This window comes from Bombilactobacillus folatiphilus, assembly GCF_023380265.1.
GTDB lineage: Bacteria > Bacillota > Bacilli > Lactobacillales > Lactobacillaceae > Bombilactobacillus > Bombilactobacillus folatiphilus.
The window spans coordinates 486,878-510,987 of record NZ_CP093366.1 but is presented as its reverse complement, the minus strand read 5'-3'; the positions used below and the strand labels follow the sequence as shown (position 1 = coordinate 510,987).

The following is a 24,110-nucleotide window of genomic DNA, read 5'->3' as shown; positions in this document are numbered from 1 at the left end:
ATTAATCTCAACAACTAATTATACACAATTTTTAGACAATTGTTGTTCTTTTTAACGAATTTGTGCATTAAATAAATCTTGCAATGTTTGCTTCACAGCATCGAAGTAATGATTCACTTCAACATCAGTCAAAGTCGCTTCAGAATTTTGGAAAGTCAGACGATAAGCTAAGGATTTATGCTGCGATGTGATTCCTTTGCCTGCATAAACGTCAAATAATTGGATATCCGTCAAATATGGACCAGCAACTTTTTGAATTGCCAGTTCCACTGACTCATTTGTAACCACATCCGGTAAAATCAAAGCAATATCTCGTTGAATGGCTGGATACTTGCTAGTTTCTACATAAATTTGTGATTGATCAGGTAGAGCCATGATTTTCTCTAAATCTAATTGAAAAACGACCGTCGGCGCTAAACGCAATTTTTGAAGTACTTGTGGATGCACAGTCCCCACAAAACCAACAGGTTGTTCATTCATCAAAATAATCGCTGTCTGACCAGGATGCAATTTTTTAATCGAACCAGTTGCCTGAAACAAAATGGTTGCTTTCTTATTGAAACTAGCGATTAATTGTTCCACATCTCCTTTAACATTGTAAAAATCAACTGTTTGTGCCGTTTGATTCCAAGTCGAAGTAACTACGTTACCACTAATTGCTCCCGCAATCATTTCTACTTCGGCAGGACGAACCACCGATTTATCTGACTTAACAAAAACCCGACCTTGCTCAAATATAGCTACATCAGTCTGTTTACGCGCTGCATTATAAGCTAAATCATCTAATAAACCACTGACTAAATTCGTTCGCAAATATTCATGATCTTGTGTCATCGGCCAATCCACTTTGGTCACAACAACATCCGGTGAACTAAATGCAGCAGCCTTTTCTTCAGTGGTCAAAGAATAACTAATCACTTCGTCATAACCTAAAGAACGCAAAGCGCGACGTGACTGCCGTAAAAATTTTTGGCGTGGTGTATAACCACCAATAGTCTGGGTTCCGACTGGCAAAGTACTAGGAATTTTATCAAAACCATAAATCCGAGCTACTTCTTCAATTAAATCCGACTCAATAAAAATATCCCAACGACGTAAAGGCACCGTCACAACCAATTCGTTATTCTGCTGTTCAACATGAAAGCCTAGTCGCTCAAAAATAGCAATTACTTCAGCTTCAGAAATTTCAGTACCCAAGGCATGATTAATCTGATCTACTGTAATTTTTACAACCGTCGGCGTTAAAGCGGACTGACTCCCAACTAATTGTTCAGCTAAAACGTCACCATCAGCTAATTGTGTAACTAATTGCGCCGCTGTATCCAATGCCTCTGCAACAGCTGACAAATCAACACCCTTTTCAAAACGTGCCGAAGCATCTGTTCGCAAATTATGCCGTTGTGCCGTTTTTCGAATTTTTGTAGGATTAAAGACACCGGCTTCTAGAATAATATTTTTAGTTTGATCGGTGACTGATGTTGCCAATCCGCCCATAACACCAGCTAAGCCAACTGCCTGTTCATCATTAGAAATGACAATATCTTGATCATCCAAATCATAAACTTTTTCATTCAAAGCAGTAAATTGTTCGCCCTTGGCAGCTAGGCGAACTGTTAATTTTTTAGAACCTAATTTGTCATAATCATATGCATGTAATGGCTGTCCAAAATCTAACATAATATAATTGGTAATATCAACGATATTATTAATCGGCTTAATGCCATTGTTCCAAAGACGAACCTGCAACCAAAGCGGACTCGGCTTGATCTGTACATTATTGATTACTCGTGTACGATACGTTGGTGCCAAATTCACATCAGGTACTTCCACGCTCAATTTATCAGCAGCAGAGGTCGAACCTTCCTGAACTAATGAGTGCTCAAATTCAGGCTTTTCATCATACATGGCTGCAACTTCCCAAGCTGCTCCACGCATTCCCAAAGCATCAGCCCGATTCGGGGTTAAATCAAAATCTAAAATCGTATCGTCCATTCCTAAATAAGGATAAACCGGTTGTCCTAACGGAATCTCCTCTGTTTCTGAAAAGACATAAATACCATTTTTAAATTCATTGGGAACAACGGCATCATCAAAACCAATTTCCTGTAAAGCACACAGCATCCCGTTCGATTCAACACCACGAAACTTACCCTTTTTAATTTTTTGATTGTCAGCAATTCGAGCTCCTGGCAACGCCACAATCACCGTTTGCCCTTGCGCAACATTAGGTGCACCACAAACAATCTGCAATAATTCATCTTGGTTCACATCAACTTGGCAAACGTTCAAATGATCTGAATCTGGATGCGCTTTTAAAGATACAATTTTACCAGTCACCAACTTTTTAAGGCCCGCATCTGGCTTGATAATTTCGTCTACTTCAATACCAGTAACGGTTTCGCGATCAGCTAATTTTTCAGGTGATTCTGGTAATTGTACATATTGTGCAAGCCATTTCGTAGAAATTTTCATGATTTATTCTCCTTTGAATTGTTCTAAAAAGCGCACATCGTTTAAATAGAAATTACGAATATCATTAATCCCATATTTCAGCATTGCAAAGCGATCAGGACCTAAGCCAAAGGCAAAACCACCGTAAACTTTAGAATCCACACCTGCATTTTCTAAAACATTCTGATGCACCATGCCCGCACCTAAAACCTCAATCCAGCCGGTGAACTTACAGACTTTACAGCCTTCACCACCACAAGCAAAACAAGATACATCAACTTCCACGGATGGTTCAGTAAACGGAAAATAACTAGGACGCAACCGAATTTCTCTTTCAGAACCAAAAATATGACGGGCTGTTAATTCTAGTGTTCCTTTCAAATCAGCCATCGTGATATGTTTATCAATCACCAAACCTTCGATTTGGTTAAATTGATGTGAATGTGTTGCATCGTCCGTATCGCGCCGATAAACCTTGCCCGGACTAATCATCTTTAATGGACCTTCAGAAAAATCGTGCTTCTCCAAGGTTCTAGCTTGCACCGGTGAAGTTTGGGTCCGCATCAAAATTTCATCGCTAATATAAAATGTATCTTGCATATCCCGTGCCGGATGATCCTTAGGCAAATTCATCATTTCAAAATTATAATGATCTTCTTCGACTTCGGGACCATTAACTACTTCATAACCCAAACCGATAAACAAAGCTTCAATATCGTCCATAATTTGATAAATGACATGTTTTGTACCAAGACGCCGTTTTTTACCGGGTAAAGTCACATCAATTTTTTCTGTTGCTAACTTAGCAGCGGTTGCTTTTTGCTCTAATTGTTTCTTTGCTTGATCTATGGCTTCTTGCAAGTCATCTCTAACCGTATTAGCCAAGGCACCAACCTTAGGACGTTGTTCCGCCGTCAAATCTTTCATGCCACGCAATGCTTGACTTAAAGGACCTTTTTTCCCTAAAAATTGAACCCGAATTTGATTCAATTTCTCCATTTCGTGTGCTTCTTTAATCTGCTGTAAACCTTGGCGATGTAACTCTTCTAAGACATTTCTTAAATCCATATTTCTTCTCCTTCGATTTACTTATTTTAACCAACAAAAAAACTCCGTCTCCTCAAAAGGGACGAAGTCTCGCGGTACCACCCTAGTTGCCAAGTAAACTTGACCACTTTCATGTCGGATAACGCCAACTAATCACGTTTTGACTCCAGAACGAATTTCCACCTCTCAATTTCAATTGTTCTCACTTATCAATTGTCTCTGTTAAATTGAGCTGTTGGTGGTACTACTTTCTTTCATCGTCGATAAAGACAGTTTAAATCTTTCGAAGTTAAATTTCAAACAAATTTTAATTAGTGCCTACATGTAAAAACTTCTTACGCCATTCAATTAACTTGGGCTCACAAGCTTCTTGCACGGCTAATTGATCATCTACTAAGTTAACCACTAAACTTTCCCGATATTTCGGTGGTATCATAGTTGCCCCAAACATATGCTTGACAATAATGTCAGCTTCCATCGGTGTTAAATTCGTTAATTTTTGTGCATTATTTAAAGCAACTTGACTATGCAAATCAGCATGCTGTCGAAAACTAAGCTGCTTAGGATCCCAATCATAATAAAATAAATCATGTAACAAACCTCCACGTGCTAAAGCCCGCGTATTGAGATGATGTTTTTGACCGATTAAATAACTATGATAAGAAACACTTAGCGAATGTTCTAAGCGATTAGAGTGAATATGATGTTTAATCTGTTGTAACTTTTGGACTTCAGTTTTTGCCAATAAATCAGCCACTTGTTCAACATAAGCAGTATCTTGTTGCCAATTCAACGCTTTCTTCAAAGTCATACGCCCCTTTTTTAGACAGAAAGTCTATAAATTAAAATTCCCGCTGCTACACCGACATTCAATGATTCTGCTTGACCCAAAATAGGAATATACAAATTCAAATCTGTTAATTTAGCTAAGTCAGGATTTAAGCCGTGCGCCTCGTTGCCCATAATTAAAGCAAATTGTTGCGGTGCTGTCAATGTCTGATAAGGCTGGGCCGTCTCATCAACTAAAGTCCCATAGACCGGGATTTGTGCTGCTTTCAATTGTTCAATTGCTTGCGTCAACTCCATTGATTGAATCTGCAAGTGAAACTGGCTCCCCTGCATAGCACGTTGAACTTTTGCTGAATAAAAATCAGCTGAATCAGGACTCAAAATCACGCCCGTAAAGCCAGCTGCATCGGCTGTACGAATCATGGTTCCCACATTTCCAGGATCTTGAATCTGATCTAGTAATAACCATGTACCGTGCGTCAAAGTTGGTGCTTGTAAGGCCACTAATGGTGTCACAGCAATAATACCTTGTGGTGTAACTGTCTCCCCCAATGCTTGCGCCACTTCTCGACTAATTTCAATAGCATTAGGAAAATGATCACGCACTAAATGTTTCGGATCACGATTGAGATAATCTGTAGTCACATAAACATCTTGCAAACTAATTTGTTGTTGAAGTGCTTCAAAAATAAGGTGTTCACCCTCCAACAAATAACGCTGTTGTTTTTTACGTCCTTTATGCGTTTGTAATTTTTTTAATTCTTTAATTTTAGTATTTTGCGTTGAACTAATATATACCATAGATTAATCTATTCTCCTATCACAAAATTAACTAGATTAATCATATCATTTTTAACACTTGAAAAAAATTACACAAGCCTTTTGTTAAGACGACTTTTTCGCTATAATATTTATATTATTGGAATAAAAAGGAAGCGGTTTACATGCAAAAACATCTTTCAGCTGACATTTACGGACTGGTTCAAGGCGTTGGCTTTCGGTATGCAACCTATTCTTGGGCTCAAAAGTATGCGATTGTGGGATCAGTCAAAAATTGCACAAACGGCAGTGTACATTTGGAAGCTCAAGGTGAAGCTTTGCAATTGGAACATTTCATCAAAATCATCCAAAATGGTCCTAATAAATTTGCCCATGTCAAACAAATGCAATTGCAAGAACAACCGCTATCAAATTTTTCCGAATTCTTAATGTTATAAATGGAGATACCAATGAAAAAAACAACAAAGCGCGTTCTTTTACTAAGCAGTTTGCTGGGAATTCTTTTACTGACAGCTGCTTGTTCAAAATCAGGCATCAGTGGCACCCCCAAACCACCAACCAGTGGTCCGTACGGCTGGGTTTATCGTTATCTAGGTATTCCCTTTCAAAATTTGATGTTATATGCGTCTAATACCATTGGTGGCAAGAATGGTTATGCTTGGGGCATTATTATCATCTCATTTTTAGTGCGGCTAATTTTATTGCCACTAAGCTTGATTCAACAAAAAAAATCAATTATTCAACAAGAAAAAATGAAGGGAATTCAGCCACAATTAAAACTGATTCAAGAGCAGCAAAAAAAAGCCAAAACACAGGAAGAACAAGCTGCTGTTAGCCAGTTAATGATGCAAGTCTATTCTAAAAATAATATCAAATTAACTGGTGGTCTAGGTTGCTTACCATTATTGTTGCAATTTCCTGTCTTCATCGGAATTTATCAAGCTGTGCAATATTCGCCAGAAATTTCTAAAGCTAATTTTTGGGGTGCACCCTTATCTAAGCCGAGCTTAATTATTACCATTATCGCTACTGCTTTTTATCTTCTCCAAAGTTGGATATCGTTAAAAAATGTTCCCGCAGAACAACGTCAACAAATGAAGACAATGTTAATTTTGAGTCCCGCAATGACCTTTTTCATCAGTTTAGCTTCATCGACTGCATTAGCCTTGTACTTTTTAATTGGTGGAATTATCGTCGTGCTTCAACAATTAATTAGTGACTATATTATTACACCACGCGTCCGTAAACAGGTTGATCAAGAGTTAAAAGAAACACCAATTGTCGAAGTGGTTACCAAAGACACTTTTCAAAGTTTAAACTCTCGTCCAGATAGCACTGAGCAGCAGGTTCAAAACCAGCATTTGCAACAGCAACATCAAAAAAATCGACAACGCAATGCTGGCAGACAGCAACATCCGCATAAATAATTCAGCTATTCAATTTCGATCACTTCATTGAGGTGATCGTTTTTATTTACCATCGAATATAGACGAACAAAAAAAGAGTGAGATCATCACTCTTTTGAATCAAAAATTATTTTTTAACTAACGGTAAATTTACCCGAAAAATAGTTCCCGAGCCTACTGCGCTTTCAGCGGTAATTGATCCCTTATACATTTCAATAATTTTTTTTGCGATCGACAAGCCTAAGCCATTGCCACCACTTTCACGAGAACGTGCCTTATCAACACGATAAAAGCGATTGAAAATTCTTTGCAAATCTTTCTGACTTAAACCAACCCCGAAATCTTGGACAGCAATCATTAACATGCCATCAGCAGTTGAAGCCGAAAGATTCATCTCTTTACGATCTTTAGAATACTTAATCGCATTATCCATCAGAATCACTAAAATCTGCATTAAATGATTTCGATAAATTTGAACCATTGTATGTGGTGGGACAGTATCATCAAAATTAATTTTAAAATCAGGATGCAGCATCACAAAATCGTTATAAGCTTGTTCTAAAGTTTCGTTAGCTTCCGTGACTTCTTTAGTATAATTTATCTCAATTTGTTCAGCACGAGTTAAATCCAACATTTCTTGAATTAACTTTTTCATCCGTGAAACTTCACTCACAGAAGCATTAATTGATTCATCCAAAACTTGAGGATCATCTTTGCCCCATCGTTGCAACAACTTTAAGTGACCTTCAATAACGGCTACTGGTGTCCTTAATTCGTGCGACACATCTTCCACAAATTCTTTTTGCTGATTCGTATATTCTTGCATACGATCTAACATTTTATTAAAACGATCAACTAAGTCAGTAATCTCATCATTAGAACGTTGCTTCGGAATTCTCGCTTGCGAATCTGGATCCTCATTAATCTCATCAATTGTTCGATTCACTTGATTAATACGTCTAACCAGTGGCTGCGTTAAAATATAGCCCAAAAACAAACTCAATAAAACAGCAAAAACAATCACTAAAATTATACGTCGATTTAATTCTTGAAAAGCACGATGATAACTACGTAAACCATCATTGATTTTGACATAACCAATGACCTTATTAGTTCGACTAGAATGGATTGGTACAGTAGTTTCTAAATAACTAGGACGACCATCATATTCTTTTTTGAACGTAATTTTGGTTACATCAGTAAAATTAGCATCAATCTGCCCAGCTTTAAATAAAGGATGACCCTTAACATCATACAAAACGATTGCCAAGTCGCCACGCGCTAATTGTTTAGACAAGCTATCATGATAAAATTTTTCTGGATCCCCGGTCACAAATTGACCATGACCACTTTGCTCTAAAGTTTTTTGATTAAAACGCGGTGCCAGACGTTGTTGTACTTGTTCTTTGGTCAAGGGTGCTCGATAAACATTAAAGCGACTGTCAACCGCCGCAATCGTATCCCGGACATTGTTTTCTTCACTACGCAATAATGCTTGATTAACCGACGTGTAAACCAAAGTTGCGAACAAGCCAAACACGATAAAAATAGCTAAACTCAAAAAGCAAGTCCATTTAAATTGAATCGTAATTCTCCAATCCGCTAATTTTTGCTTCATGGGCGAACAACATATCCAGTCCCACGTACTGTCTGGATATAACTTTCCTTATCAGGCAAGTCAATTTTATTACGTAAATAACGAACATAAACATCCACAATATTTGTTTCACTTTGGGTTGATTCGCTGCCCCAAACATTCTTCAATAATTGTTCCCGGCTTAAAACCTTGCCCATATTATTTAACAAAGTCAAGAACAAATCATATTCCCGCCGTGTTAATTCAATTACCTTACCATTGCGACTCAAAGTATGAGCCTCTTTATCCATGATTAAGTCACGATACTCAATTTTTGTTGAATGTGGTGCCATTTTTTGATCTTCAATATCAATCCGCCGTAATAAAGCACGTAAACGAGCCAAAAGTTCTTCAATCGCAAATGGCTTTACAATATAATCATCAGCACCATGGTCCAAACCAGATACACGATCAATAATCGAATCCCGAGCAGTCATCATAATAATCGGCGTACTTTTTTCTTGGCGAATTCGTCGACAAACTTCTAAACCATTTAAGGTTGGCAACATCAAATCTAACAATACAGCATCCCAATCCTCAGCCAAAGCTGCATCTAAACCTTTGCGACCATCAAATTCCACGCGTGTTTCATAGCTTTCATGCTGTAATTCCAGCTCCACAAAGCGCGCTAAATTCTTTTCATCTTCAATTATTAATATTTTTGCCATTATTATATGCTCCAATTCTGAATATAAATTAACTTTCTTAAATAAGTCCATCACTATTTTATCACGTTTTATAGTTTTCATACTAATAAAGCACGTAATAATTTGTCCTAAACTGGACTAAACATTGAGAAAACTCGGTAAAAAATCACCGAGTTTTCAGAAATAATGCTAATTAAATTAAAATAACTTTTTTATTGTTCTTCATACCACGGATAATGATAAATTCCTGAGCGGTCTACTCTTTGATAAGTATGTGCTCCAAAATAATCACGCTGTGCTTGAATTAAATTAGCGGGTAAAACGGCGGAACGATAAGAATCATAATAAGCTAACGCAGCACTAAAAGCTGGCACCGGGATACCAGACTGTACAGCCCAAGCAACCACTTGCCGCGTTGCATCTTGATATTTCGCACAAATTTCTTTAAAGTAATCGTCTAACAAAAGATTGTTTAAATCAGCATTTTTTTGATAGGCTGCGGTAATTTTTTGTAAAAATTGTGCCCGGATAATACAGCCCTCGCGCCAAATATTAGCAATCTCACCATACTGTAAATTCCAATCATAATGCTGAGAAGCAGCCTTTAATTGTGCAAAACCTTGCGCATAACTCATAACTTTACTAAAGTATAAAGCTTCGCGAACTTTTTCTGTAAAATCAGCAGGAATTTGCACGTTCAGTTGACTCTGAGGCAACCGCTCACTAGCTTTGACCCGTTCATCTTTAAAAGTCGAAATATAACGAGCATAAACAGCTTCCGTAATCAATGACTGCGGTACACCTAATTCCAGCGCACTTTGAGAACTCCACTTACCAGTGCCCTTATTACCCGCCGCATCCAAAATCAAATCCACAATAGGCTGATTCGAACCTAGATCATCCTTACGCGTCAAAATATCAGCCGTAATTTCAATCAAATAACTAGATAATTCGCCCTGATTCCAATCTTTAAAAGTTACAGCAATTTGATCCGTTGACAAATGACCCAAGTCTTTCATCAAACTATAACTTTCCGCGATGAGTTGCATGTCACCATATTCAATCCCATTATGAACCATTTTTACATAATGACCGGCTCCGTTAGGACCAATATAAGTTACACAAGGTTGATCGTCATCAGTTTTAGCTGCAATTTGCTGTAATACAGGTTCCACCAAATCATAAGCTTCTTTTTGACCACCAGGCATCAAAGACGGACCCTTTAACGCACCTAATTCACCGCCAGATACACCCATACCAATAAAATTAATCCCAGATTTATCCAAACGCTCATTGCGAGCAATGGTATCTTCAAAGAAAGTGTTACCACCATCAATCAAAACGTCACCTTGATCTAATAATGGTAATAATTCATCAATGACCGCATCGGTCGGTTTGCCTGCCTTAACCATCATCACAATCCGCCGCGGTTTTTCTAATGAATCAACAAAATCTTCCACACTAAAACTCGGAACCAATTTTTTATCTGGATGATCTTCAACCACCTGCTGAGTTTTGGAACCAGTTCGATTGTAGATCGCAACTGTATAACCGCGGCTTTCAATATTCAAAGCCAAGTTTTTACCCATTACAGCCATGCCAATGACACCAACGGTTGGTTTATTCATGAATGCTACCCCCTGCCAATTTACTACTCTCACTTATCATACAATATGCAAATTATCTTACCAAGACCAAACATTATTTTGTCACACACTTTTAATCTTTAGCATTGGCATCTGGAAAAAGTTGCTTTAATTTGGCCAATTCAGACTGAGCTTCTAAATTGGTCGCACTTTGTTTTTCATAATCTTCTTCTGAGATCACGGACCATTCCTGTCCCTCAGGCATTGTCCCTTCTGACTGTTCTTGTGGTGTCAAAACTTGCGTTGGAATACCTAACAAAAGATTGTCTTCGACGACTGATTGCAAATCTAAAGTCTGATCTTCTAACGGAATAATTAAACCATAGCGTTCTTTATCCTCAGGTTGCCACTGATCTTCAGGCAAAGTCGTATAAGTTTCATGAACAGAAAGATCCAGTGGCAAATGCACCACCTGTAAACTACGCGTCGATGGATAATCCATTTGCGCCGTTAGTCGAAAATCTCCAAAAATAAATTGACCTTCTAAACTAATCGTTCCTTGTAACCTAATTGGACTCATATCAATAATTTGTGGGTCGCGTTGCTTCAATTCTGCAGTAACATCCATTTCTTGATCTAAAATTAAAGGCTGTTGACGATACTTTTCCAACTCTGACGTTTTAAAAAAAATATAATCACCTACTTTCTAAGTGGCTGATGACCAAAATTTTGTTCAGGTTGCCCAAACAAAGTTAAAAAGCGATCAATCTGAACCGCATGAGCCATTCTTCCGGAACCATTGCCTAATTTCTGAGTTACTTTCGTAATAAGCGGCCAACTAACTTGCTTACGTAAAGCATGTAAATGCTGTTGGCCAATCGCATTAAAACCTAAAATCTGTAGATAACGTTGCGACCACATTTCCTGCATTTGTTCAGTTGTCACATTCAACAATACATATAAACATAAACGACGCAACCGTGAAAAAGTATATCTTTTGCTTTTAATTCGATATAAAAAAGTTGCAAAGTCCGAACTCTTTATAATTTCTTGCTTAAATTTATACTCCAAACCTTCGTTCATTTGATAAATTTGCGTTAACTCTGCCAAACTGCTAGTTAAAATTCGATACTTTAAAAAAATAAAAACTTGATTCCAATCTAAAAATTGCGTGCCTAAATTAGATAATACGAAATCCGGTAAACTCATAGCATAATCTCGTTGTTGCAAAATTGCCTGCCGAATTGCGCTCGCACTCGAAAACTTTCGTCCTAGTGTCAATTGATCATGCTGTGCCTTGCCATGCCGTGCAAATGGTACCAAGCGGATCGGATATTTAATTTTAATAGCTGCTTGTGCATAAGCAACACCCAATAACTCATTAGGTTCAGTCAAAGTCAAACCTAATTGATCCTGCAAAACTTGATTGAATTGCGTGGCATAGGTTTGATGATAATCAGTCAAAAAATGCGTCGTCTGCATTGCCTGTTCAACTTGCTGGCCTAATTGCTGATAGTCCAAGGTTGAATTTTCTGTGCCAAAGACCAAATCCGTGACTTGCAGTTGTTGTAAAATCAGCATCGCTTCTCGGGCAAATAAATCCGCAGGTTGGACAGCACCAGCAAACGGTAATTCTACAACCAAGTCAACTCCAGCATCCAAGGCCATTTGGGTTCGCGACCATTTATTGACAATTGCCATTTCGCCACGTTGTACAAAATTTCCCGCCATCACCACGATGAGCACATCTGAATGAAGACGTTGTCGAATCTGTTGAATTTGCCACAAGTGACCATTATGAAAAGGATTATACTCAGCAATGACTCCGCAAATTTTCATCAATCGGCCACTAAAGACTGAATTTCAACAGCTTTGGCATCCGACCATAATTTTTCCAATTGATAATATTCACGCATTTCGCGTGTAAAGACATGAACAATTACATCACCCAAATCAACTAAAATCCATTGTGAATTTTTTTGACCTTCAACTGACGCATGGATTCCTTTTTTAACAGCTGTTTCGACAATTTGATCTACAATCGCCGCAATTTGCCGCTGACTATTCGCATCTGCAATCACAAAATAATCTGCAATTAAACTAACTTGTTGCATATCCAAAACTTGAATTTCATTAGCATGTTTAGCATCTGCAGCTTTGACAGCCAGTTCCATCACTTGTTGACTTTTCAATCGTCATCCTCACTTTTCATCCTGACGGGCAACAACCCATTTGTTATAACTATCAATAGTCTTGGGATAAATTTGTTGTTGCTTGTTAACTAATAATTGTAATGTATGCGCTAATTGATAACTAACTCCGGCATCTAAATCACGATCCGTCAACTGACGTGCTTGCTCCACGCCCTCAAAATCACGGCCTGATTCCGTATAATCTGCCATAAACACGATTTTATCCAAAGTAGTCATCACTTCAGCAGCAGTCGTATGCTTACGCACAGCGTTTAAAATTTCTTCATCATAAATGCCTAATTCTCGCTTGATAAAATAGACACCCACCACACCGTGCCAGATGGCATTACCGTAATTTAATAAGTCACTGTCTAAATGTTCTTGCTTAATGACTTTCATAAACTCTTCAGCGCTACGTTCTTTGGCATAATCATGAACCAAACCCGCCACTTGTGCTTTTTGAAGATCAGCGTGATTTAATTGAGCCAATTCTACTGAACGCTGACTAGTCCGCACACAGTGTTCAAATCGATAAGGAGATAATTTAGCTTTTACTTGGGCCACCAAAGCCGCCATATCATAGTCAGTCATTACAATCATCTAAATAAAGCCCCTTTTCATCAATATACTGCTGTACTAAATCGGGTACAAAATAACGAACAGAACCGTGCGTCTGGATTGTCTGACGAATCCAAGTTGAACTAACTTCAGTCGTAGGCATATTTACCCAAATAATCGGATAAGTCGAATTTTGTTCATAACCTTTACGACATACGCCCACAAATTGCACCATTTGGACTAATTCATCAATTTTATGCCATTTAGGCAAGTACTCCACCATATCGCCACCAATAATAAAATAATATTGGTTTTCCGGATGCAATTTTTTCAACTGCCGAATTGTATCAAATGTATAACTAATTCCACCACGTTGCGCTTCAATCAAGCACAAATCGAAATCTCGATGATTAATGATAGCTCGCCGAACCATCTCCATGCGATGTTCCACCGCAATTGCTCCTTTTTCATCGACATGAGGGGGATTAGCGTCTGGGATAAACAAAATTTTATCCAGATCAAGTTGTTCAAACACCTGATCAGCAATCATTAAATGACCAATATGGGGCGGATTAAACGTACCACCTAAAATTCCAATGCGCTGACCTTTTGATTGTGTCTGCGTCTGGGATTGGACTTGTGTCACTGGTTTATTAGTTGTCACTGTCTGTGTCATTTTAATTACCTAACCCTTAATTTGGTCTACTTTTAAACTAATTGTTCGATGTTTACTTTCAGAAGCTTGTGAATACACAACAACAGTATGACCAATTTGATTAACCATATTCACTTGCGGCAAAGCTTTTGCCAAAGCCATCGCAAAAGACTTGGTTGTTAAAGGAGCTGTTTGCAGCAAACTAATCTTGATTAACTCTTGATGTTCTAACTGTTCAGCTAATTGTGCAAACAAATTAGTACTGAGCCCATTTTTACCAATTTGTAAACTAGGCGTCAAAGTTTGTGCTTGAGATTTTAAATATTTGATTTGTTTTTTTGTTAACATTGTTATCCTCATTAATTAATCAAAGCAGGCCGAACATCTAACTTAATCCCCGCTGGTAAATACGCTTTTAACCGCACTTGTTTGGGCACCGTCACCCAACCCAAACCAGAAAAAACAATATCGCTTTTCACAGTTGTTGTAATATCATGCGCAACTAAATCAGGAAAATCTGTTTGCTTTTGTGGTGGCGTCAACAAATCACTTCGATGAGCAGCATAAAATTGATCAGCATTGCTTAATTTGGTGCGATGAATATATAAATGATTGTCAACGTAAGCGACAAATGACCCAGCTTCTCCCTCTACAAAATCTAAACGTCCTAACCCGGCCAAAAAGAGCGTTTGTTGAGCATTTAACTGAAAAATTCGCGGATGTAATTGCGTTTGTGGCGCAACATACTTCAATTCTTGTGGTGTCAATAAATTAGCAATTTGTCCTGCATGAATAATTCCCGGCGTATCAACCAAATCACCACCGCCAGCTAACGGAATCCGAATTTCATTTAAAGTGGTACCAGGATAATTAGAAGTTGTAATAAGGTCTTTGAGATCACTATTTGCTTGCAAAATAGCATTAATTAATGTTGATTTACCAACATTAGTCGAACCTACCACATAAACATCAAGTCCGTGTCGTAAATTCTCAATTTTGGTCATTAACTCATCAATACCGGCTAACTTTTTAGCGCTAACTAATTGTGTTGCAACAGGTTTGAGGCCAATTTGTTTCACTTGATTTTGTAACCAATTCTGCAACTTATTAACATGGTAAGAACTAGGAATTAAATCAATTTTATTGCCGACAACTAAGACAGGATTATGCTGAATAAATTTACGCAAATTAGCAATCACGCTACCAGAAAAATTAAAAATATCCATCACATAAACGACTAAAGCATCCTGATGACCAATACTTGTTAATAAATCTTGAAATGCGGCATTATCCAAGGGAACTTCAGCGACTTCATTATAATGACGCAATCGAAAACAGCGTTGACAATATAAATCAGTTTCTTGAGTTTGCTGTAAGCGACTAGCTGGCACAAAACCGGCTAATTTTGAATCTTGACTTTGTAATTGTGCACCACAACCGACACAAAATAGTTCGTTTTCACTCAATTAAATTCCTCCTCCACCGTAAATGAGGATATAAAAAGTGATTCAACTTCATTATTGGTCGTTCAATCAACCGATTAATCCGAGTTTTCTTAGCATCGGTCTGAACTAACGGTTGCACCAAAATGGTCCGCACGCCAGCTAAATTACCGGCTAAAACATCAGTCATTAATTGATCGCCCACCATGACAGTTTCTTGGCGTCGATAATGATGCTGCCTCAAATATTTGTGCAGACCAAACGGCAAAGGTTTTAAGGCACGTGCCAAAATTTGCACCGGTAAATCCGCCACAGCTTTTTTAACACGTTCTTCACTATTATTTGATGCAATCACCAATGTAATACCGTTAGCTTTCAAAGCTTGGATCCAATCTACTAAATTTTGATTGTGTTGTTCTTTTTGATTCCAAGGCAATAACGTATTATCAAGATCAGATAAAATCACTTTCACACCTGCTTGAATAAATTCTTGCGGTGTGACCCACGTAATTTGCTCAAGCATCATATTTGGCTTAAACAGTCCCAGAATGTTCACCTCACGTCACAGTTTGACAATTTATTTTTTAGTAAAAACACGCAACTAGCATCAAGCTAGTTACGTGTTTATTTCAATGCATCTTTAGCAGTATCAACTAACTTTTTAAAAGCACGTTGATCGTTAACTGCTAAATCAGCTAACATCTTACGATTAATATCAACTTGCGCTACCTTTAAACCGTGCATTAACTTACTATAACTGATGTCTTGCATCCGAGCGCCAGCATTAATCCGCGCGATCCATAATTTCCGATAATCTCTCTTAACTTGCTTACGATCTCTGAAAGCATAATGATAAGAATTAAATAATTGTGTTGATGCAGCCTTAAATTGAATATGTTTAGAACCGCGATAACCCTTAGCTAACTTTAAAACTTTCTTACGACGCTTACGAGTTACTGTTCCACCTTTAACACGTGGCATAGTGATTCCTCCTAAAAATTATTGTTTAAAATGACTGATTATTTGTAAGTCGTCAACATTTGCTTGATACGTTTCATATCACTAGCACTAACCATTGTTGACTTCGACAATTGACGACGTTGCTTTTTGGTCTTGCCATGGAAACGGTGACTTGTATATGCATGGCTACGCTTTAATCCACCATTAGCAGTAAATTTGAAACGTTTAGCTGATGCACGATGTGTTTTTTGCTTAGGCATTACGAAGATCCTCCTGCACTATTTCTTTTTTTTGTCATTAATTGGAGCAAGCATTAAAAACATGCTGCGGCCATCCATTTTAGGTCGCGTAATTACTGAAGCAACGTCTTTGGTGGCTTCAGCCATTTTTTCTAAAACATCCCGACCGATTTCTTTGTGAGTGATAGCACGACCACGGAAGCGAATCGAGACTTTAACTTTAGAACCCTTTTCCAAAAATTTCCGAGCATTCTTCAGTTTAGTATCAAAATCATTCTTCTCAATGGTCGGACTTAACCGAACTTCTTTGATACTAACAATCTTCTGCTTCTTACGTGATTCTCGGTCTTTTTTCTGTAACTCAAACCGATATTTTCCGTAATCCATGATTCTAGCTACGGGTGGTTTGGCATTAGGTGAAACTAAAACAAGATCCAAATCTGCTTGTTCTGCCAAGCGCATCGCTTCCTGTTTAGAAATAACCCCCAACTGTTCACCATCAACTGAAATCACACGCAATTCACGTGCTCGAATTTTATCGTTCACGATCATATTGTTCTTGCCATTATTAGCTATGAGTATCCACCTCCGAAAATTATCACTCACAAAAAATGCGGGTGCCAAAGCACCCGCAATTAATCATCGATTATCTTAATTAACTTACCCAGAGGCTTAAGGCATAGGTGAGAAGCGGGAGCTTCTGCTTGATTCAATACTCAATTAGTATAGCGTTCGTATAAAAGAATGTCAAGCAATAATTACGCATTTTTGCGAATTACTTTTTGCACATTAGCAATAATTTGTGCCACTTCTTGCTCATTATCTACAACAACATTTAGTTTGTATCGTTTCAAAAAACTAATTAACATTTGACCGGCAAACAACTGGATGATTACTGACGCCGTTAAATTAGAATCAGTTGTTTGGTCAGTAGTTAATAATTCTTGAATAATTTGCTGTAATTGCTCTTCTTTAGGACCTAGCAACTTAACAATTGTCTGTTTAACATCTTCATTAGTCAAAAATTGATTGATGATAATGAGAACAATTTGACAATTTTGATTCATAAATTGATAGCGATCACGAATCATGTAGTCCATCAAATCGTAAATGGATACTAAATGATTTTTGACATCTTTCAAAAATTGTTCACTGAATAAAGGAACTAATTCACTAATTAACGGTGTCACAATTTTTTGCAACAACTCTTCTTTCGACTTAAAGTGCTTAAACATCGTCGCATTACTCAAGCCAGCATCTTGGGCAATCATTGCCGTGGTCGTACCTTGATAACCAAACTGGGCAAACAATTTAACTGCCGACTGGATAATTTTTCTTTTACCAGCTGACATTGGACTTTTATCTAACCATTGTTGGACACTTGTATAACTCATCATTAAACCTTCCTATACCGCTTTAAGCCGACAATATTACTAATAGTTAAAATAATAATGAATAGGACCATAATTAGCAAATCGCCACTGACATCAATTAATGTTGAGCCTTTCATAATAACATTAGTCAAAGCATCAGCTGCGTATTTCATTGGCAAAATATTGGCCAACCATTGCGCCCAAGCAGCCATAGACGTTAATGGAATAATGCCAGAGAAAAAGATTTGCGGCACAACCACCACTGGAATAAATTGAACCATTTGAAATTCTGATTTGGCGAATGTTGATAAAAAAATCCCTAATGATAAGGCAATCAAAGCTAGTAAAACTGTCACCAAAATTACTATTCCAATAGAACCAATAACTTGCACCTTTAAACCATAGATCGTAAAACAAACGATCAGCAATGTTTGTAAAATAGCAATGAGACCATAACTCAACATATAACCAAAAATAATATCTGAACGTTTGACTGGCGTTGCTAACAAACGATCTAAGGTGCCAGAAGTTCGTTCATTTAATAATGCCATGCCTGAAATCAAAAAGACAAAGAAAAAGACGAAAAAGCCCATTAAAATTGGCATTAATTTGGCAAAGAAGGTAGAATTACCATCACCATAATTATAACGATTGTGAATCTGTGGGATTTTAGTAGACAACTTGGGAGCACGACCTTGAGGCATAAGCATCTGCATTTTAGTTAGACTGGTGGTCAGATGCCGAATATTATTCTGGGTTAAAGCTACTTGCACCGCTGATTTAGCCAACTTAGTTTTGCCCGTATCAACATTAGCATGCGTTAGTTGGTAATGATCACCATGCTTAATTAATGAAGAATCAATTTTTTCATACTTTAAGGCTTGCTGCACATCAGCTTGAGAATGGTATTTTTGCACTTGGACGTGTTGAACTTTAGTTAAATTTTGATTGACAGTTTGAGAAACATGTACCGTCCCAATCGTGACATCAGTTGTTGTATTTACACCAAAAATATAATTCATTAATGCTAAAACAATTAACGGTGCAATAAAAATTAACATTAACGTTCGTTTATCACGAAATAATTCCTTTAGTACACGCTTTGTAATTGCCCAAGTTCTCATGCTAAATCTCCTTCCGCTTTCAAAAAGACATCTTCAATCGTTGGCACTTGATATTGAGCTTCCAAAACTTGGGGTGCAGCATTAGCAATCAAATGTCCTCCCAATAGCAGCGCAACCCGATCTGTTAATTCAGCTTCATCCATCACATGCGTTGTAATTAAAATCGCATGCCCTGCTGTTTTCAATCGTGTTAATTCGTGCCAAATTTTGCGGCGTAATGCTGGATCAATCCCCACGGTTGGCTCATCTAAAACTAATAATGGCGGATTTCCTAATAAAGCAATCGCTAAAGACAGTCGCCGTTTCATGCCACCAGAATAGCCACCAACTCTTTTTGATAGATATTCGGACAAGTCCACCACCGCACTCACACGCTGAATCTCTGAGACTAGTTGCTGTTTGGCAACACCCTTCATTTGCGCAAAAAATACCAGATTTTCATAAGCTGTCAACGAATCATATAAAGCATCCGACTGCGCCATATAACCGATTTGGTGCAATAACTTCCGATTAGGCATGATCGTTTGGAAAACAGTTGCTTGTCCACGATCAGACTTTTCCATGCCTAAAGTGATCTTGATAATCGTTGATTTACCTGCACCTGAAGGTCCAATTAAACCGACAATTTCACCTAATGAAACTTGAAATGAAATATCGTCCAAAACTATTTGTGGGCCAAACTTTTTATGAATCTGCTTTAAATTAATAATCGTTTGAGACATTGTGATGCTCCTTTTATCTTTTCAAAAATAGGTGAGTAAATAGTTACTCACTAAAATTAGTATAAAAAATATAGTTAAAAAAAGCAAATTTTACAAATATTGACAATCACGCAAATTGAACTATATTAAAAGATATTGATTTTGATAACTAGAAAAGGAATTTAACAAATGATAGACAATAAACCTGTAAATTTCCGTGATATTGGCGGAATCAATGTCGCCAATGGAACTTTAAAAGCCGGTATTTTTTTGCGGAGTGGGCAATTGGTCGACTTAAATGATGCCACTGTTGATTTTTTAACTGACACTTGTCAACTGCAAACCATCTATGATTTTCGAAGCACTAAAGAAACAACTGAAATGCCTGATACCACCGTCCCGAACACTCAATGGAAGCACTTGGATATTTTAGCTGATGCTACGGCTAACTACGCTTCAATGAATAAAATGGTTGAAAATTCTGGAAACGCACATCAACACATGCTCGAAACCTATGAACAATTGATCGTTAGTTCGTCAGCTCAAACGGGTTATCAGACTTTTATGAATGATCTCATTCAGGAACCAAAAACAATTCTTTTCCACTGTTTTGCTGGTAAAGATCGAACCGGCTTTGCAGCAGCCTTAATTTTAAAAGTTGCAGGAGCTAGTGATGAAACTATCATGGACGATTATTTATTAACCAATAAATTACGTCAACAAGCTAATCAAGAAATGCTCGAAACTTACCGTGACCAAATAACTGAACAACAAGCCAAAGAAATGATGGTGGCTTTACAAGTGGCGCCCGAATATTTATTGCGTGCTAAAGAAACGATCCAACAAGAATTTGGCACATTTGACAATTATTTACATCAAGGTTTACATTTAGTCAATGATTATACTGAACAATTTCGCAAACTTTACGTTAAGTAATTTGAGCAAAAATTAAAAAGCCAAGTGCTTCGATATGAACTTTTACAGTCATATCCCACTTGGGTTTTTTATTTATTTTTTAAATAATCTAAACGACTTTCATAAAGCAACTGATTAAGCACTAATTCATGATGCTGTGTTTCGATAATTGACCACTGGAAAACGCGGGCCATTTCCGCAATAAAAGCTTGTTTTTTAACAGCTAGCTGTTCCGGATGGAACAAAACATAATTCGTTCGGCGCAACATATAGTCGACCGGAGTTAACACCATTTCATAATCAATCGCATAATGCAAACTAATCGTTTCTGCCAAGGTTAAACCCGGCGCCGCAGAAAGCTGATCAATATACGCTGCTACCTTAGGTGAGTTCGAACCGTACGTTTGGGCTAAAATGTCGGCCTCATCCGCCGACAAACCCTTATCAATAAACAATTGTTGATATTTTTTAATTGCTGCTGCCACATTATGCGAGTCAAAGTGACCGCCAGAAACTTGCAACCGTGTGGAATCAACAGAATCCAAATGAACATTAAAATCTTCCGCCAAAATTTTGGTGGTCAACGTCAACGCGCCAGCAGCCATCTTGCGATAATCGGTTAATTTACCACCAGACAAACTAACTAAACCATCATCAGCAATATCTAAAGAGGCTCCCCGCGCAATTTGCGAATTACTAACATATTTTTCACTGTTATTAATTTTGAGATTACTCAGAAGTTCTTCCACATCATGGCGACTGGCATAACCATGCTGATAGTCTTCCACTGTTTCAATCAGCAAATTAAAACTTTCGTCCGTCACTTTGCCAATATTCGAGGCTCCGCCATTATAATCAGAACTTCGATTAGAATCTAACAACGGTCGCAAACCAACCCAGCTAGCCTTGACATCCTCCAAGCGAATGTTCTGCCCAGGAAAACGGTTATTGACTGCCTTCAATAGATAGTCCACATCCTCTTGTTCCACGCGAGGATGCTGATAATTGCCTTGATAATCCGTGTCTGTCGTTCCAAAATAAGTCTTGCCTTCACGTGGAATGACAAACAACATCCGCCCATCCCATTCACCAGAATCCGAGTAGATCGGTTGCTTAACAGGCAAACGATCATGATCAACAACTAAATGAACACCCTTAGTAGGACGAATAACTTGTCCTTGACCGCTATTAGCATCTCGATTCAAAAATTTTGACGACCATGGACCAGTTGCATTCAACACAAGTTTGGCATGGATTGCCACTTGTTCACCCGTCAAAACATCCCGGGCAAGCACACCGTCAACTACCTCACCATTGTGAGTTACTTTTAGAACTTTCAGATTGCTCACTGCCAGTGCCCCAAGATCGACAGCTTCCTTAATATTTTCGATGACTAAACGAGAATCATTATTTCCAAAATCTAAATACAATCCGCCACCAACTAAGCCCTTGGTCTTTAAATTAGGATCATGTTGCAAAACTTCTTGTCGGCTTAACACTCGATTTTGATATTGTTCATCGGTCACGCCACCTAAACTGTCATACAAATTCATCCCTACTTTAATATTACGCATATCAAAAGTTGAATGAATCGAATCATAAATTGGCATCAACATCGAAAAATGCTGCAAAATATGCGGCGCAATATTTTGAACGATTTTCCGTTCCGAAACAACGTCAGATACCAAACCAATATCAAACGTTTTTAAATAGCGAATTCCACCATGAACTAATTTTGTTGACCGCGAGCTAGTCCCGCCAGCAAAATCCTGCATATCAATTAAGCCAACTTTTGCCCCCGCTGCAGCTGCCTGTAATGCCACGCCAGCGCCAACAATAACACCACCAACGATTAACAAATCCAGCGTTTCATCTTGAAGTTTTTGAATCGTTTGTGAGCGCGCTTCGTATGAAAATTTCATTGAATTATCCCCTATCGTAGTCCAAATAGCGATTAATTTTAATCACTTAATCCCCATTGAACATGATTAAAATAAATGGCCTACATTCATTTCATTAACTCTAAACAATATCACTATCATACATTAAGCATTCAACAACTAGCAACCAATATCTGCTCATAAAATATCATTTAATTTTAATTATTTTGTTATAAAAAAGTTTGTTAATTATTTTCTAAAAATAAATTTTTGAAATGCTTCCATTATTCCATCTTCATCATTGCTAGCAGTCGTATAATCAGCCGCTTGTTTGGCAACTGAACTTCCATTACCCATTGCCACTGAAGTGCCTGCCACCTCAAACATCGGCAAATCATTTTGTTCATCACCTAACACCAAAATATCTTGCGAATCAATTCGCAAGTGCTCAGCTAATGCTTGGACAGCCACCCCCTTATTGATATCTGCGTGCATCATTTCCAAAAAATTATCCGCTGCTCGCACAACATAATTAGCTTGACCAAATTGCTGTTGGACTGCGGCTTCTTGTTGATCTAATTCTCCTTTTTCTCCCACAAAAACAGCCTTAATCATTGGAATCTGAACGTCCACTTCTTGCGGTTCTCGTATTAAAACCCCAGCCTGATTTTCCCAAGCTTGCACCACGGTAACCCAATTAACATTACGATTACTCGTATAAATAGCACCATCAGCATCCAATACATTATATGCTAGCTGATTTTGCTTGGCATAAGCATCAACTTGTTCATAAGTTTTCCGAGTCAGACCCTGTTGTGTCAAGACTTGTCCTGCGGTGGCTTGAATCACTGCTCCATTAAAAGTAATTGCGTATTGATCAGCCTGTTGGAGCTGCAATTCCTGCAAAAAACCTTGAACGCCCACTAATGGACGTCCGGTACATAAAACAATCTTAATCCCCATTTGACAAGCCTGTTTCACTGCCTGCTTCGTTGACTCTAACAACGTCCCCTGACTAGTTAATAAAGTATCATCAACATCAATTGCCACCAATTTAATCATATCTTTCACTCCTATTTTTGATTTTGAAAATATTCTAACCGGCGCTGTTGCCAAATTTGCATTTCCGATGTATCCAAGCGTTTGATCACCCGTGCAGGATTCCCCACTGCCAACACGTTAGCCTCAATATCATGTGTGACCACCGAACCCGCGCCAATGACAGTATTTTGACCAATCGTCACTCCTGGTAACACCGTGACACTACCACCAAGCCAAACGTTGTCTTCAATGACAATCGGCAGACCAAACTCCAATCCCTCGCGACGAACCGTTGGCTCCAGTGGATGCCCTGCCGTATACAAACTAGTATTCGGACCGATCAAAACATCATCGCCGATTGTAATCGTATTCACGTCCAAGAGCGTGCAATTTTGATTCGCATAAAAGTTCTCTCCAATGGAAATATGACGACCATAATCGACATATAGCGGAGGATTCAAATAAATATTCTCACCAGCTTGGTTGAATAATTGTCGCTCTAGCTCAACAATCCGTTGTCTTTGATCCAGCGGGACTTGATTGATTTGCTGGGCAATTAGTTTTCCTGCAGTAGAACTATTTTCAGGATGAATCTGTGCAGAACGATATAATTTTCCTTGTAACATTCGCTCATAATCAAAATCTGTTGCCATCTGAACTCCTTGTGCAATATTCTAATCCAATTTTC

The 24,110-nt window shown here is 38.1% G+C and carries 27 protein-coding genes and 2 other annotated features; of the genes, 3 read left to right on the top strand and 24 right to left on the bottom strand.

Features of this window, described 5'->3' with window-relative positions; translation table 11 throughout:
* Positions 1-51: 51 nt before the first annotated feature.
* The 4 genes from pheT to MOO45_RS02570 form a co-directional block, all read right to left on the bottom strand.
* Positions 52-2,472, bottom strand: coding sequence for a phenylalanine--tRNA ligase subunit beta (pheT, locus tag MOO45_RS02585; protein ID WP_249514834.1), 2,421 nt, complete (start codon positions 2,470-2,472; stop codon positions 52-54).
* A gap of 3 nt (positions 2,473-2,475) precedes the next feature.
* Entirely contained in the window at positions 2,476-3,519 is a 1,044-nt protein-coding gene (pheS, locus tag MOO45_RS02580; protein WP_249514833.1) for a phenylalanine--tRNA ligase subunit alpha, read from the bottom strand.
* Positions 3,520-3,573: 54 nt separating this feature from the next.
* Positions 3,574-3,765: a binding site (T-box leader), on the bottom strand.
* A gap of 40 nt (positions 3,766-3,805) precedes the next feature.
* A complete protein-coding gene (locus MOO45_RS02575; protein ID WP_249515133.1) occupies positions 3,806-4,303 on the bottom strand; it encodes an HD domain-containing protein in 498 nt (165 codons plus the stop codon).
* A gap of 17 nt (positions 4,304-4,320) precedes the next feature.
* A complete protein-coding gene (locus tag MOO45_RS02570; protein ID WP_249514832.1) occupies positions 4,321-5,088 on the bottom strand; it encodes a TrmH family RNA methyltransferase in 768 nt (255 codons plus the stop codon).
* 143 nt (positions 5,089-5,231) lie between these two features.
* On the opposite strand from MOO45_RS02570, the gene MOO45_RS02565 reads away from it, so the two are divergent.
* Both MOO45_RS02565 and yidC read left to right on the top strand, forming a co-directional pair.
* Positions 5,232-5,504, top strand: coding sequence for an acylphosphatase (locus tag MOO45_RS02565; RefSeq protein WP_249514831.1), 273 nt, complete (start codon positions 5,232-5,234; stop codon positions 5,502-5,504).
* Between the two features lie 12 nt (positions 5,505-5,516).
* Positions 5,517-6,494 (top strand): membrane protein insertase YidC, encoded by a 978-nt coding sequence (yidC, locus tag MOO45_RS02560; protein ID WP_249514830.1) that lies wholly within the window; start codon positions 5,517-5,519, stop codon positions 6,492-6,494.
* A gap of 106 nt (positions 6,495-6,600) precedes the next feature.
* Here the strand turns inward: yidC and MOO45_RS02555 are convergent, their stop codons facing one another.
* The 17 genes from MOO45_RS02555 to MOO45_RS02475 form a co-directional block, all read right to left on the bottom strand.
* Positions 6,601-8,091 carry a HAMP domain-containing sensor histidine kinase gene (locus MOO45_RS02555; protein WP_249514829.1) on the bottom strand — a complete coding sequence of 497 codons (1,491 nt, stop codon included), beginning with the start codon at positions 8,089-8,091 and terminating at the stop codon, positions 6,601-6,603.
* A complete protein-coding gene (locus MOO45_RS02550) occupies positions 8,088-8,777 on the bottom strand; it encodes a response regulator transcription factor (RefSeq protein ID WP_249514828.1) in 690 nt (229 codons plus the stop codon). Before MOO45_RS02550 ends, MOO45_RS02555 begins: the two co-directional genes overlap by 4 nt.
* Before the next feature lie 191 nt (positions 8,778-8,968).
* Positions 8,969-10,384 carry an NADP-dependent phosphogluconate dehydrogenase gene (gene gndA, locus MOO45_RS02545; protein WP_249514827.1) on the bottom strand — a complete coding sequence of 472 codons (1,416 nt, stop codon included), beginning with the start codon at positions 10,382-10,384 and terminating at the stop codon, positions 8,969-8,971.
* Positions 10,385-10,475: 91 nt separating this feature from the next.
* The gene (locus MOO45_RS02540; RefSeq protein ID WP_249514826.1) at positions 10,476-11,012 is read right to left on the bottom strand and encodes a DUF177 domain-containing protein; all 537 of its coding nucleotides are present in this window, start codon (positions 11,010-11,012) and stop codon (positions 10,476-10,478) included.
* Between the two features lie 29 nt (positions 11,013-11,041).
* A complete protein-coding gene (locus MOO45_RS02535) occupies positions 11,042-12,181 on the bottom strand; it encodes a nucleotidyltransferase (protein WP_249514825.1) in 1,140 nt (379 codons plus the stop codon).
* A complete protein-coding gene (gene rsfS / locus MOO45_RS02530) occupies positions 12,181-12,534 on the bottom strand; it encodes a ribosome silencing factor (RefSeq protein ID WP_249514824.1) in 354 nt (117 codons plus the stop codon). The genes MOO45_RS02535 and rsfS overlap by 1 nt, the downstream gene beginning before the upstream one ends.
* Before the next feature lie 9 nt (positions 12,535-12,543).
* Complete coding sequence (gene yqeK, locus MOO45_RS02525) at positions 12,544-13,125, bottom strand: bis(5'-nucleosyl)-tetraphosphatase (symmetrical) YqeK (protein ID WP_317619049.1); 582 nt, start codon at positions 13,123-13,125, stop codon at positions 12,544-12,546.
* Positions 13,118-13,768 carry a nicotinate-nucleotide adenylyltransferase gene (locus MOO45_RS02520; RefSeq protein WP_249514822.1) on the bottom strand — a complete coding sequence of 217 codons (651 nt, stop codon included), beginning with the start codon at positions 13,766-13,768 and terminating at the stop codon, positions 13,118-13,120. The genes yqeK and MOO45_RS02520 overlap by 8 nt, the downstream gene beginning before the upstream one ends.
* 9 nt (positions 13,769-13,777) lie before the next feature.
* The gene (locus MOO45_RS02515; RefSeq protein WP_249514821.1) at positions 13,778-14,095 is read right to left on the bottom strand and encodes a YhbY family RNA-binding protein; all 318 of its coding nucleotides are present in this window, start codon (positions 14,093-14,095) and stop codon (positions 13,778-13,780) included.
* Positions 14,096-14,106: 11 nt separating this feature from the next.
* Positions 14,107-15,213, bottom strand: coding sequence for a ribosome biogenesis GTPase YqeH (gene yqeH / locus MOO45_RS02510; protein WP_249514820.1), 1,107 nt, complete (start codon positions 15,211-15,213; stop codon positions 14,107-14,109).
* Positions 15,206-15,715: a YqeG family HAD IIIA-type phosphatase gene (locus tag MOO45_RS02505; protein WP_249514819.1), complete on the bottom strand. Its 510-nt coding sequence runs from the start codon at positions 15,713-15,715 to the stop codon at positions 15,206-15,208. Before MOO45_RS02505 ends, yqeH begins: the two co-directional genes overlap by 8 nt.
* Before the next feature lie 98 nt (positions 15,716-15,813).
* Positions 15,814-16,170, bottom strand: coding sequence for a 50S ribosomal protein L20 (rplT, locus tag MOO45_RS02500; protein ID WP_249514818.1), 357 nt, complete (start codon positions 16,168-16,170; stop codon positions 15,814-15,816).
* Positions 16,171-16,208: 38 nt separating this feature from the next.
* On the bottom strand, positions 16,209-16,409 hold the full coding sequence (rpmI, locus tag MOO45_RS02495; protein WP_249514817.1) for a 50S ribosomal protein L35: 201 nt from the start codon (positions 16,407-16,409) through the stop codon (positions 16,209-16,211).
* A gap of 18 nt (positions 16,410-16,427) precedes the next feature.
* The gene (infC, locus tag MOO45_RS02490) at positions 16,428-16,940 is read right to left on the bottom strand and encodes a translation initiation factor IF-3 (RefSeq protein WP_249514816.1); all 513 of its coding nucleotides are present in this window, start codon (positions 16,938-16,940) and stop codon (positions 16,428-16,430) included.
* A gap of 47 nt (positions 16,941-16,987) precedes the next feature.
* Positions 16,988-17,100: a sequence feature (ribosomal protein L20 leader region), on the bottom strand.
* A 46-nt stretch (positions 17,101-17,146) separates the two neighbouring features.
* A complete protein-coding gene (locus tag MOO45_RS02485; RefSeq protein ID WP_249514815.1) occupies positions 17,147-17,785 on the bottom strand; it encodes a TetR/AcrR family transcriptional regulator in 639 nt (212 codons plus the stop codon).
* Positions 17,785-18,885, bottom strand: coding sequence for an ABC transporter permease (locus MOO45_RS02480; RefSeq protein WP_249514814.1), 1,101 nt, complete (start codon positions 18,883-18,885; stop codon positions 17,785-17,787). The genes MOO45_RS02485 and MOO45_RS02480 overlap by 1 nt, the downstream gene beginning before the upstream one ends.
* Complete coding sequence (locus tag MOO45_RS02475) at positions 18,882-19,607, bottom strand: ABC transporter ATP-binding protein (RefSeq protein ID WP_249514813.1); 726 nt, start codon at positions 19,605-19,607, stop codon at positions 18,882-18,884. Before MOO45_RS02475 ends, MOO45_RS02480 begins: the two co-directional genes overlap by 4 nt.
* A gap of 168 nt (positions 19,608-19,775) precedes the next feature.
* Between MOO45_RS02475 and MOO45_RS02470 the strand changes: the two genes are divergently transcribed.
* Positions 19,776-20,522: a tyrosine-protein phosphatase gene (locus tag MOO45_RS02470; RefSeq protein ID WP_249514812.1), complete on the top strand. Its 747-nt coding sequence runs from the start codon at positions 19,776-19,778 to the stop codon at positions 20,520-20,522.
* Positions 20,523-20,590: 68 nt separating this feature from the next.
* On the opposite strand, the gene glpO is transcribed toward MOO45_RS02470, so the two are convergent.
* From glpO to MOO45_RS02455, 3 genes are all read right to left on the bottom strand, one after another.
* Entirely contained in the window at positions 20,591-22,423 is a 1,833-nt protein-coding gene (gene glpO / locus MOO45_RS02465; RefSeq protein WP_249514811.1) for a type 1 glycerol-3-phosphate oxidase, read from the bottom strand.
* A gap of 207 nt (positions 22,424-22,630) precedes the next feature.
* Positions 22,631-23,443, bottom strand: a complete 813-nt coding sequence (locus MOO45_RS02460) for a Cof-type HAD-IIB family hydrolase (RefSeq protein ID WP_249514810.1) — start codon at positions 23,441-23,443, stop codon at positions 22,631-22,633.
* An 11-nt stretch (positions 23,444-23,454) separates the two neighbouring features.
* Positions 23,455-24,075 carry a sugar O-acetyltransferase gene (locus tag MOO45_RS02455; RefSeq protein ID WP_249514809.1) on the bottom strand — a complete coding sequence of 207 codons (621 nt, stop codon included), beginning with the start codon at positions 24,073-24,075 and terminating at the stop codon, positions 23,455-23,457.
* Positions 24,076-24,110 lie beyond the last annotated feature (35 nt).